Source organism: Streptomyces sp. DvalAA-43, assembly GCF_900091725.1.
GTDB classification, from domain to species: domain Bacteria; phylum Actinomycetota; class Actinomycetes; order Streptomycetales; family Streptomycetaceae; genus Streptomyces; species Streptomyces pulveraceus.
Genome location: NZ_FMBW01000089.1, coordinates 1 through 3,968 on the forward strand (window position 1 = coordinate 1; position 3,968 = coordinate 3,968).

A 3,968-nucleotide genomic window follows, 5' to 3' on the forward strand; every position below is an offset into this window, starting at 1 on the left:
GCGGGGACCACTTGACCGAACGTCCCGCGCCTAGCGCGGGCCGGGGACCAACCCCGCACGCGCGGGGACCACGCAGCTCCGGTGATCGGGATACCGGTGAGCTGGGGACCAACCCCGCACGCGCGGGGACCACGCCATTCAGAAGGCGCAGGAAGTTGGGCCTTTGGGACCAACCCCGCACGCGCGGGGACCACCGTCACCAGCATCTACGACGGCATCCCGCTCGGGGACCAACCCCGCACGCGCGGGGACCACCCGCGACATCCACCTGTCGCAGTCCCGTGCGGGGGACCAACCCCGCACGCGCGGGGACCACGCACTGGTGCTTAGTCCAGTCGATCGTCAGAGGGGACCAACCCCGCACGCGCGGGGACCACTACGGCGACTGCGTCGCCCGTAGTGCGGGAGCGGGACCAACCCCGCACGCGCGGGGGACCACGCTACGGCGGCGGGGCGGGGGCGGCGTAGGACGGGACCAACCCCGCACGCGCGGGGACCACAAGTTCCTGGGGATGTCGCGCCTCTTCGAGGTGGGACCAACCCCGCACGCGCGGGGGACCACCCCCTCCCTAGAGGGGGAGCGGGGGGAGGGAGGGGACCAACCCCGCACGCGCGGGGACCACGCCCGGACCCGATCGACCAGCTGATGCTGCAGGGGACCAACCCCGCACGCGCGGGGACCACACCGTGCCGTCGTCGGCTGTCACGTTCCACTCGGGACCAACCCCGCACGCGCGGGGACCACATCTCCTGCTCGCGCTCCGGCGTCAGTCGGGCGGGACCAACCCCGCACGCGCGGGGACCACAGTTGCTGACCTGCTGGTTTATGTGGGGCGGAACCTGTTTTTACTTACTTCTTGAGATTCGGACATTTCGATGAATCCTGGCGTGTACGCCGCCCGGAGCAGGCGAGGCCGGATCACACAAGGCCGCCAGCTACCGCGTCGACCATGGCGGAGAGGGCGTCGCGGCCGAAGATCAAAGCCGGGCCGTTCGGAACCTTGCTGTCGCGGACAGCGACGCTTTCGGTGTCGATGACACCGCACTCTACGCAGTCGGACTGGGCGCCGGACGCGCTGGACTTCCACCAGCTCACGTGCAGGTCCGAAGCATTGTCAACGGTAGGACTGGTGTTCATTGCTGGTCCCTTATCTCTCTGATCATTTGCCTGGACTCGTCAACGGACAGTGCCGCCGCGCGAAGTTGCTGAACTGCGTCCTGGTATACGGCCACGTCCGTGCGTTCCTCGACGTACAACGCGCTGGTCAGCGACTCGACGTGCACGACCGACAGGTCGGCGTGCGTACCGTATCCGAGGATGGAGAAGGCCCCCATCTGTCCCACGTGCGGTGCCGCGTTCGACGGAAGTACCTGGATGGTGATCGTCGGTCGGCCGGACATGGTGACCAGGCGATTGAGTTGGTCGTACATGATCTGGGAGTCGGTGCAGCGCGTGCGAAGTGCGGCTTCCCCGATGATCGCCCAGAGGTTCAGCGGGGCTTCGCGGGTGAGTACCGACTGGCGGGCGAGCCGTACTTCCACCAAGGCGTCGACGCGGTCTTCGGCTGCGGTGCTCATGGCTGTGGCCGCGATGATCTGCTGTGCGTACTCTCCGGTTTGGAGCAGCCCCGGAATGACGGTTGGCTGCCAGGCGCTCAGGTGATCGGCCTCGCTCTCCAGGCTGATCAGGTCTTCATAGGCCGAAGACAGGACCGATCGGTACGACTGCCACCATCCGCGCCGTGCGCCTTCGCGAGTCAGCTTGAGTAGGGAAGTTCGCAGGTCGTCCTCCGTGCAGTCGAGTGCATCGAGGATCAGCCCCACGTCTGCGGCCGTCGCCGCGGTGAGGGCAGTCTCGATACGCGAGAGCTTTGCTCGGTTGACAGCCCCATCCGTGCGTAGCGCCACATCTTCCTGCTTCAGGCCGAGTTGCTCGCGCATGGCCCGGAGCGTGCGGCCGAGTTGCCGCCGTCTCACCGTCGGTGCGCTCACCAATTCCGCCTCTCGTACGGGGGTCGGCTCAGTTTGCCGCGATGCGTCGTGCTGTGTCACGTCGGAGACCCCTAGTTACAGCCATTCTCATCGGCTAGTGCACATGTGCATATTCACTGTGAGCATGTTGCTCATGGTGATGCTCATGGTGCATTCTGTAGTCGGAATCCCGTTGGTGTCGACATGGATGCGCGACGCTGCCATGTCGGCTGTGCATGTTCTGTACATGAGGGAGTCGCATGACGACTGCGCGTTCACGTGCCTTACCGTCCATCCACTCTTGCGGTCCGCCGGCTGTGCCTCCGCAGGCGATCTACCTGTCCGAGCCGGAATCGGTGCGTCCTGCCAGGCGGTACGTCGTGCAGGCGGCCGTTTGTCAGGAACCGTCTATCCCGGACGACATGCTCGACACACTCGAACTGCTCGCCAGTGAGCTGGTGACCAACGCTGTGCGGTACGGGCAGGAGCCCGGCGACTCGTTGAAGGTGACTGTCGAAGCGTCACCGGGGCGGTGCCGGGTCGAGGTGCATGACACTCGCCGCAGGCATCCGCGCGCCCGGCCGGTCTCCAGCGAGCGTGCCCGTGGCCGGGGGCTGCACCTGGTTCAGGCCCTGGCCACGCAATGGGGCGTCGTAGAACGACCGTTCGGGAAGATCGTGTGGGTGGTGATCACGTGGTGATAGACCCCGACCGGCGGCGGGTGGCTGACGACGCGGTGCTGCACCGGGCTGTTCTCGACCACACGGTGCTGTGCGACGCGTGCGGTCGGGCTGGGCCGTGCCTGTACTTGAGGCGTTTGCAGGAGCTCGTGCGTATCGCAGGCAAAGCCGCTGGTGGCGCGCTTCGTAGGGGCGATTCCGTGCTCGGACGCGAGGGCACCGAAGCGGTCGATTAGGGTCACCAGAAATGGGGTGCCCCTGAAGTGGTCAAGACTTCAGGGACACCCCGTGGCCCATACGGTAGTCGGTGTGCGTGCCTGGGGGCGCCGGGAGCGGCTGCCGAGAATGGGTGAGCCCGTACACATGGGAACTGTGCTCCCGAATCCTGGCTCTCGCAGTGTGTGGTCAACCCCTGCATGCGCGGGGGCCACGACACCTACGTACGCCGTCGCCTGCCGCACCTGGGACCAACCCCGCACGCGCGGGGACCACGACGGAGAGGTCCTGAGGCAGGTTCCTACGCCGGGACCAACCCCGCACGCGCGGGGACCACGACGTTCTGGAACCCGGCGAACAGGAACGAGAGGGACCAACCCCGCACGCGCGGGGACCACCGGGAGCAGCAGCGGAACGATCGTTGGGGCGAGGGACCAACCCCGCACGCGCGGGGACCACTTCTGACACCCAGCTTCCTTGATCAAGTGTCAGGGACCAACCCCGCACGCGCGGGGACCACCCGATAACCGGCGTGACGAACGCCAACAGGCCGGGACCAACCCCGCACGCGCGGGGACCACGTGGGTGAAGGTGTTCTCGCCGGTGCCTTCCAGGGACCAACCCCGCACGCGCGGGGACCACCGTGCCCCGGCGCCTGTAACCGCACGCCATCGGGGACCAACCCCGCACGCGCGGGGACCACCCACAGGAAGCGGGGGGAGTCGATGTTGCCCCGGGACCAACCCCGCACGCGCGGGGACCACGCCCGGAGGTAGATCAGCGACCGCATGTACTTGGGACCAACCCCGCACGCGCGGGGACCACTCACCGCGTCGTCGAGCGTCCACTCGATCACGGGGACCAACCCCGCACGCGCGGGGACCACTGGGTTAATCGAACCGCTCGGCCACCTGACTAGGGACCAACCCCGCACGCGCGGGGACCACGTCCGGCGCCCAGTGTGCGCTGGTCCTCGCCGGGGACCAACCCCGCACGCGCGGGGACCACTCGGCGCGGGTCTCGTCGTTCACGCCCGGCCGGGGACCAACCCCGCACGCGCGGGGACCACGACTACTGGGCCCGCTGCAAGACCGAAGCCAA

The 3,968-nt window shown here is 67.7% G+C and carries 3 protein-coding genes and 2 CRISPR repeat arrays; of the genes, 1 reads left to right on the forward strand and 2 read right to left on the reverse strand.

Translation table 11 applies throughout. The annotated features are described in order from the left end of the window. Nucleotides 1-43: 43 nt before the first annotated feature. Nucleotides 44-806: a CRISPR direct-repeat array (repeat unit 24 nt; unit sequence GGGACCAACCCCGCACGCGCGGGG). Between the two features lie 113 nt (nt 807-919). Next, a complete protein-coding gene (locus GA0115234_RS37295) occupies nt 920-1,138 on the reverse strand; it encodes a DUF397 domain-containing protein (RefSeq protein ID WP_093550642.1) in 219 nt (72 codons plus the stop codon). Continuing rightward, nucleotides 1,135-2,052, reverse strand: coding sequence for a helix-turn-helix domain-containing protein (locus tag GA0115234_RS37300; protein ID WP_256088909.1), 918 nt, complete (start codon nt 2,050-2,052; stop codon nt 1,135-1,137). Before GA0115234_RS37300 ends, GA0115234_RS37295 begins: the two co-directional genes overlap by 4 nt. A 179-nt stretch (nt 2,053-2,231) precedes the next feature. Between GA0115234_RS37300 and GA0115234_RS37305 the strand changes: the two genes are divergently transcribed. After that, the gene (locus tag GA0115234_RS37305; RefSeq protein ID WP_093550646.1) at nt 2,232-2,672 is read left to right on the forward strand and encodes an ATP-binding protein; all 441 of its coding nucleotides are present in this window, start codon (nt 2,232-2,234) and stop codon (nt 2,670-2,672) included. 381 nt (nt 2,673-3,053) lie between these two features. After that, nucleotides 3,054-3,936: direct repeats of the CRISPR family, unit length 29 nt; unit sequence GGGACCAACCCCGCACGCGCGGGGACCAC. Nucleotides 3,937-3,968: the final 32 nt, after the last annotated feature.

Bases quoted from the DNA above. Each gene is read 5' to 3' on its own strand.
- GA0115234_RS37295 (WP_093550642.1), bottom strand. From the start codon at position 1,138: ATGAACACCAGTCCTACCGTTGACAATGCTTCGGACCTGCACGTGAGC.
- GA0115234_RS37305 (WP_093550646.1), top strand. From the start codon at position 2,232: ATGACGACTGCGCGTTCACGTGCCTTACCGTCCATCCACTCTTGCGGT.